The organism is Saccharothrix sabaoui, assembly GCF_051756985.1.
Lineage (GTDB): Bacteria > Actinomycetota > Actinomycetes > Mycobacteriales > Pseudonocardiaceae > Actinosynnema.
In genome coordinates, this window is sequence record NZ_JBPKJK010000279.1 from 1 (window position 1) to 6,476 (window position 6,476).

The 6,476-nt window shown below is 75.0% G+C and carries 8 protein-coding genes; 4 read left to right on the forward strand and 4 right to left on the reverse strand.

From position 1 onward, the window contains the following. Window positions 1–156 precede the first annotated feature (156 nt). Complete coding sequence (locus ACR807_RS40595) at window positions 157–444, forward strand: DIP1984 family protein (RefSeq protein WP_438926868.1); 288 nt, start codon at window positions 157–159, stop codon at window positions 442–444. A 266-nt stretch (window positions 445–710) separates the two neighbouring features. Here ACR807_RS40595 and ACR807_RS40600 read toward each other — a convergent pair whose 3' ends face one another. Further along, window positions 711–1,652, reverse strand: a complete 942-nt coding sequence (locus ACR807_RS40600; protein WP_438926869.1) for a helix-turn-helix transcriptional regulator — start codon at window positions 1,650–1,652, stop codon at window positions 711–713. A 79-nt stretch (window positions 1,653–1,731) separates the two neighbouring features. Between ACR807_RS40600 and ACR807_RS40605 the strand changes: the two genes are divergently transcribed. Beyond that, window positions 1,732–2,433 carry a class I SAM-dependent methyltransferase gene (locus ACR807_RS40605; protein ID WP_438926870.1) on the forward strand — a complete coding sequence of 234 codons (702 nt, stop codon included), beginning with the start codon at window positions 1,732–1,734 and terminating at the stop codon, window positions 2,431–2,433. A 45-nt stretch (window positions 2,434–2,478) separates the two neighbouring features. Here the strand turns inward: ACR807_RS40605 and ACR807_RS40610 are convergent, their stop codons facing one another. The 3 genes from ACR807_RS40610 to ACR807_RS40620 all read right to left on the reverse strand — a co-directional run bounded on the left by ACR807_RS40610 (window position 2,479) and on the right by ACR807_RS40620 (window position 4,293). Next, the gene (locus tag ACR807_RS40610; RefSeq protein ID WP_438926871.1) at window positions 2,479–2,889 is read right to left on the reverse strand and encodes a hypothetical protein; all 411 of its coding nucleotides are present in this window, start codon (window positions 2,887–2,889) and stop codon (window positions 2,479–2,481) included. A 290-nt stretch (window positions 2,890–3,179) separates the two neighbouring features. Then, a complete protein-coding gene (locus ACR807_RS40615; protein ID WP_438926872.1) occupies window positions 3,180–3,605 on the reverse strand; it encodes an HIT family protein in 426 nt (141 codons plus the stop codon). A 16-nt stretch (window positions 3,606–3,621) separates the two neighbouring features. Then, window positions 3,622–4,293, reverse strand: coding sequence for a metalloregulator ArsR/SmtB family transcription factor (locus ACR807_RS40620; protein WP_438926873.1), 672 nt, complete (start codon window positions 4,291–4,293; stop codon window positions 3,622–3,624). A 319-nt stretch (window positions 4,294–4,612) separates the two neighbouring features. Here ACR807_RS40620 and ACR807_RS40625 point away from each other — a divergent pair, with 319 nt between their 5' ends. Both ACR807_RS40625 and ACR807_RS40630 read left to right on the forward strand, forming a co-directional pair. Further along, window positions 4,613–5,491: a hypothetical protein gene (locus tag ACR807_RS40625; protein ID WP_438926874.1), complete on the forward strand. Its 879-nt coding sequence runs from the start codon at window positions 4,613–4,615 to the stop codon at window positions 5,489–5,491. 14 nt (window positions 5,492–5,505) lie between these two features. After that, on the forward strand, window positions 5,506–6,476 hold a 971-nt coding region (locus ACR807_RS40630), incomplete at its 3' end, for a YVTN family beta-propeller repeat protein (RefSeq protein ID WP_438926875.1).

Genomic DNA, 6,476 nt, shown 5'->3' on the forward strand with positions numbered 1-6,476 from the left:
GTCCGAGACCATCGGCCTGGCCGTGATGACCGAGCTGCCGCTGATCGTCATCGACGTGCCCCGTCGCGCGTTCCCGGCGGCCGGAAAACGGTGTGCCCCGCCGTCACCGGCCGTGCCACGCTCCACCGATCGACAGGGGGTGGGGGATGAAGCTGGGTGAGGCGCTCGCCGCACGCGCCGACGCTGCGCGACGGGACGATCACCGACGCCCTGGCCCGCCGCGACGCGCTGCGCCTGCGCCACGGGCTCGTCACCGGCGCGGCGGACGCGGCCACCGGCCGCAACCAACCCGGCATGGCCCGCCGGCTCCGCTCCGAGCTGCTGCACCTCTCCGCCCTGCCGGTGGCGGGGCTGCGCGCGGAGGCCGACCGGCCGGCCCGGGAGCTCCGCGAGGTCGACAACGACGTCCAGCAGGCGAACTGGCAGGTGGACCTGCTGGACTGAACGGGAGGCGACGGGAGCGGGTAGTCGCCCGGGGGGGGGGGGCGAGCGCACACCGAGGGCCGGCGGTCATCCGGCTCCCTGATAGCGCGGGGGGCAGCGCTCGGGGTTCGACTCCCCGGACCACAACGCAGCCCAGGACACCTCACAGGTGACCGCGCACGCCGAGCACCGCACCACCACGCGCTGATCCCGGACGACGAGGGCGGGCAAGGGGTTTTCCATCGCCGAGGGGCCCGACGCGCACACCGCGCGTCGGGCCCTCACCGTCACGCGCCGGTTCCCCGGTCGTGCCCGCCGGCCGCGGGGTCGGCGCCGGCCCGCCGCCACCGCACCGGGCTCATCCCGTGCACCCTGCCGAAGGTCCGGGCGAAGTAGCCGGCGTCGGGGAAGCCCACCTGCCTGCCGACCTCGCTGATCGTGAGCCGGGTCGTGGCCAGCAGCCGCCGTGCCTGCACCATGCGCCGCTCGGTGATCCACTCCTGCACGGTGCGGCCGGAACGCCGCCGCACGGTCGTGGTCAGGTGGCCGGGGGAGATGTTGACCGCGGCGGCCACGTCGCGCAGCGACAGCGGGTGCGGGTAGCGCCGCTCGATGACCTCGAACACGCGGGCCAGCAGCGGTTCGCTGTTCTCGCGCAGGTCGCCCACCACGTCGGCGGCCAGCCGGGAGACCCCGACCAGCAGCAGCACCAGGTGGGCGGCCACGGCCTCGCGGTAGCCGTCCCGGCGCTGCGCCAGCTCGTCGTGCAGGGCCCGGACGCGCCCGGCCCACTCGGCCCGGTCCGGCTCGGGCACCCGCAGGCGCAGCGCGCCGACCGCCCCGCCGCGCACGAACGGGAACAGCAGCGGGTGGGTGCGCCACGCCAGGTGCGCGCCGGGCACGTCCGGGCCGAGCGCGTCGGCGGTGAAGAACACGCCCCAGCCCCGGCTGCCGGCCAGGTCGGCGGTGTGGAGGCGGCCCACCACGTCGCCGGGCGCGATCACGAACAGGTCGCCCGCCTCGATCGACCACGTCCGCCGGCCGGTGGGCAGCCGCCCGCCGGTGGTCTCGAAGTAGGCCAGGCCGGGGAAGTCGTGGGCGTGCTCCTCGAACGGCCCGTCGCCGGACCGCCAGTCGTGCTCCAGCCGCCACGTGGTCACCGGCAGCTCGCCGGGCGCGGGCAGCATCGAGTAGGTCGCCGGGCGGTCCCCGCCCGGTGAGGTCCGCACGGTCCGCACCGTCGGATCGTCCCACCGGAACCGCAGATCGGTACAGATTTCGGGTGATCCCGGCGGTCACGATGGGGGCATGACCGAAAGAACGTCCCAGCCGCCCGCCGAGCGGGACTACGTCCCCGGCCTGGGCAAGCACTACCTGCTGCCGCTCTACGACGTGGTGCACCACGTCTTCGGGCTGCGCCCGGTGCACCAGGCGATGATCACGCTCGCCGGGCTGCGCGACGGGCACCGGGTGCTCGACGTCGGCTGCGGCACGGGCAACCTGCTGCGCTCGATCGGCGAGCGGCACCCCCGCGTCGAACTCGTCGGGCTGGACCCCGACCCGAAGGCGCTGGCCCGCGCCGGGCGCAAGATCCGCCGCGCCGGCCTCGCCGTGCGGCTGGACCGGGGGTTCGCCCAGGAGCTGCCCCACCCGGACGGCTCGTTCGACCGCGTCTTCTCCAGCCTGATGCTGCACCACCTCGACACCGCCTCGAAGGACGCCCTGCTCGCCGAGGTGCGCCGGGTGCTGCGCCCGGACGGCGTGCTGGTCCTGGCCGACGCCACGCTCGACGAGCACGGGCGGGGGCACGGGCACGGACCGGGACGCGGGCACGGCCGCGGTCAGCGCGCCCGGGTGCGCGAGCAGCTGCGGGACAACGTCGGCGACGCCGTGTCCCGGCGCGTCGCCGCGGCCGGTTTCACCGCGGAGCCCACCAGGACGATGGCGCTGCGCGTCGGCGGGAAGGTCGCCGTCGAGGTGGCCCGCCCGCAGGCCGCGGCCCGGGAGTAGCGCCGCGGCGTCCGGCGCGGGCCGCGATCCCGGGGGCCGCCGGCCTCACGGGTCGGTGACCCCGGGGCGAACCCGGTCAGCTCCTCCTGGCTGAGGCCGGCGGCGTCGGGCACCGTGACGCTGGGGCTGCCGTGCCCGGGCAGCGGCACCCGCAGGGTCCTCGTGCCCCGGGGTCCCGACGAGCCGGCCCGTGCGGTCGCCGACCGGGACCGGGGTGCCCAGCTCGCCGACCCCGGTGGCGACCCGGCTGACGCCGACCCGGCGGGCGGGGCCGCCGGTCTCCGGAGCGGCGAACGTGACGAACTCGTCCCCCGGTCCGGGGATCGAGGTGACGACGCGCGTCCCCGCCGGCACCCGGGCGAACCCCAGCGGCGCGGGGATGGGCCGGGGGGTGGGCGGCAGCCGCTGGGCGCAGGCGACGTCCTCGGCCTCGGGCAGGGTGCGCGACCGCACCACGACCCACTCGCCGGTGCCCCCCGCCGGACCACCTCGACCCCGTCCCCGTCCGTCGTCCGGAGGACCTCGGCGGTGGTGCCCCGCACCGGGGCGGTGGTCCGGCCGACCACCGTGCCGCCGGGCATGGCCGGGTGGTCGAGGACGTCGGGCCGGTCACCTCGGTCGCCTGCCGGGGAACGGGTCCCGGCCGCACGGCGAGGGGCACGCCGACGCCCAGCGCGACCACGGCCGCGGCGACCCGGCGGGTGCGGCGTTCGCGGCGCACGCGGCCGATCAGCTCGTCCGCCCGGTCAGGTACCGGGGGACCGGACCGCGAGGTGCTCGCGGAGGGCGGCGGCGGTGCGCTCGGCCTCCTCCGGGGTGGTCCGCTGCGGCGCGTCGAGGAAGGCGGTGCCGCGCAGCGGGTGGCTCGCCGGGCGGGGGTAGAGCCAGGCGTGGAAGTGCGGGACGCGGTCGCGGGTGGAGACCACGTGGACGCGTTCGGCGTCGGTGACCGCGCGCAGGGCCGTGTCGAGGCGGGTCAGCAGCGGGCCGAAGGACCCCGACTCGGCGGGGGTCATCTCGGCGAAGTCGGTGAAGTGCCGCCGGGAGGTGACGCGCAGGGCGCCGGTCATCGCGGTGTCGGCCGGGCCGTGGGCGACCAGCCAGTGCTCGTCGTCGTGCACCCGGCCGCGGGGGTCGGGTCCGGCGGGGTCGCAGTAGGGGCAGTCGGGCACGGCGGTCCTCCCGGGGTCAGGGGGTGTGCGCGATCGCCGCGAAGCGGTCGACGCGGTGGGCGAGCCGGGCGAGGACGTCCTCGAAGAACTCGTCGGTGTCCACCGGGCCGGGGTCGGGGACCGACCAGTGGACGTGCCGGTCGGCGGGGCCCATCTCCTCGAACGCGCCGTCGCACACGGCGACCACCAGGTCGTCGGGCTCCACGACGTCGCGCACGTGGGCGGTGGTCCGCCGTTCCAGCACCAGGCCGTGCCGCTCGGCGGTGGCCGCGGCGCGCGGGTTGATCCCCCGGCCCGGGTGGGTGCCGGCGGAGGTGACCGGGATGGTGCTGCGGGTGCTCCACAGGGCGGCGGCCAGGGGGGAGCGCGCGCCGTTGCGGGTGCAGACGAACACCACGCGCGGCGCGGTCACGCTCGGCGTCGTGTGCAGGCCGGTGAGCGGTTCGGGGGTGAGCCGCACGTAGGCGCGCCGGCCGTCCGCGTGGGACTTCGTGCGCTCTACCAGGCCCACCTCGCGCAGCACCTTGAGGTGGTGGGCGAGCAGGTTGGACGTGAGGCCGAACCGGTCGCCCAGTTCGCCCGGCGACCGGTCGCCGACCGCGAGCAGGTCGACGATGCCGAGCCGCACGGGGTCGGACAGGGCGTGGTGCACCGCCGCCCGAGTCCGAAGATTTGTGTCGAGTTCCATTGAGGCAATCCTCGTTGAGGTGCTTAGCTGCCAGCAAGACCGTCCACACCATGGAACACGGGAGGCACCCGAAGCCACCCCCCAGTCCCACCCCGGGTCGGCGAGCGGCCGACGCGGCGGTGGCGCACGGCCCCGCGCGCCCACTGCGATTTCCCCCGGAAAACGCAGCGCACCCGCATGTGGAAAATCAATTTAGTTCTTTTTCCGACGGGTCATCCGGAGCAGTTCGAGTTACGTCCTCCTGTCGATTCCGAATCCGGCCCGGGTGCGTACTTTCAATTCGGTCGAACAGTTCCGCCCTCGGGAATTGGGGGAATCCGTGACCACGAGAGAAGCGATCGGCACGACCGGCGCCGCGCTGTCGCAGCGGTGGGCGCAGTCGTCCGTCCTGACCAAGCTGTACTGGCTGCTGCGCGTCGGCGTCGCCGTGGAGTACCTCGGCCACGGCTGGGCCGGGTTGAGCCGATCACGGGCCTGGCTGCCCTACTACGACCTGTTCGGCATCTCCCCCGACGTCGCCGTCGGCTGGCTGATGTACGTCACGGGCGCGATCGACATCACCGTCGGGCTGCTCGTGCTGTTCTTCCCGCTGCGCGTCGTGCTGCTGCACGCCACGGTGTGGGGCGTGTTCACCGCCCTGCTCCGGCCCGCGGTGGGCGAGGGCTGGTGGGAGTTCCTGGAGCGCGGCGGCAACTACGGCATGCCCCTGGCCCTGCTGGTCCTGGTCGGCGGCGGCGGGTGGTCCCTGCGCCGCTGGTTCACCCCGGGCACCCTGCCCGAGCACGTCACCGACCGCGCCCTGGTCGGGGCGCACTGGGCCGCCCGGGGCGGGTTGGCGCTGCTGCTGATCGGGCACGGCGGGTTCGCCCTGTTCGAGAACAAGGCGTACTTCTACAAGTACTTCGCCTTCTTCGGCGTCGAGCGCGCCACCGTCGACTCGGCGAACCTGATGGTGTGGTTCGGCGCGTTCGAGATCCTGCTCGGCCTCGCCGTGCTGGTCCGCCCGGCGGCGCCGCTGCTGTGGTTCGTGCTGGGCTGGAAGCTGGTCACCGAACTGCTCCGGCCCCTGGTGGGCCAGGAGTGGTTCCAGTTCGTCGAGCGCGACGGCGACTACGTGCTGCCGGTCGCGCTGGTCATCGGTGCGGGCCTGTACGCGGCGGCCCGGCACCGGCTGCGCACCCGATCCACCACCGCCTAGAGGGGACGATCCCGTTGCGCCGTCTGCTCCTGCTCGCCACGACCCTGCTGCCCGCGACCCTGCTCCTCGCGACGCCGGCCACCGCCGCGGCCGGCGCCGCGACCGGGCGACCGGTCGAACTCGGCACGATCCCGATCGGGGCCAACTCCCGGACGGTCGTGTTCACCCCCGACCAACGGCTGGCCTACGTCGCCAACGGCGGCTCCGACACCGTGTCGGTGGTCGACCCCGTCCGCCGGGCCGAGGTCGCCACCATCCCGGTGGGCGACTTCCCCTACGGCATCGCCTTCGACCGGCCCGGCCGGTACGCCTACGTCTCCAACCGCGACGCCGACACCGTGTCGGTGATCGACACCGCCCGCCGGGCCGTGGTGAAGACCATCCCGGTCGGCGACGCGCCCCGCCTGGCCGCGCTCAGGCCGGACGGCCGCGAGGTCTACGTCAGCAGCACCGGTTCCGACGCGGTGACCGTGATCGACACCCGCACCCAGGCCGTCACCCGCACCATCCCGGTGGGCGACGCGCCGCGCGGCGTGCAGTTCACCGCCGGGGGCCGGTACGCCTGGGTGGCCAACTCCGACGCCGACACCGTCTCGGTCGTCGACACCGCCACCTACACCGCCGTCGCCACCATCCCGGTCGGCGACGAACCGCGCGGCGTGCTCATCACCCCCGACAACCGCACCGCCTACATCAGCAACACCATCGCCGGCACCGTCTCGGTCGTCGACGTCCGCACCCGGGAGGTCACCGCCACCATCACCGTGGGCAGCAAGCCGCGCGGCATCACCCTGGCCGCGGGCGGGCGGATCGCGTACGTGGTCAACGCCGGCACCGGCCCCGACGACACCGGCACCGTCGTCACCTTCGACACCCGCACTAACGAGGTGCTCGGCGAGGTCGCCGTGGGCCTGGACGCGCACTGGTCCGCACCCGGTCCCGGTCACCGCTACGTCCTGGTCACCAATTCCGGTTCGGGCACCCT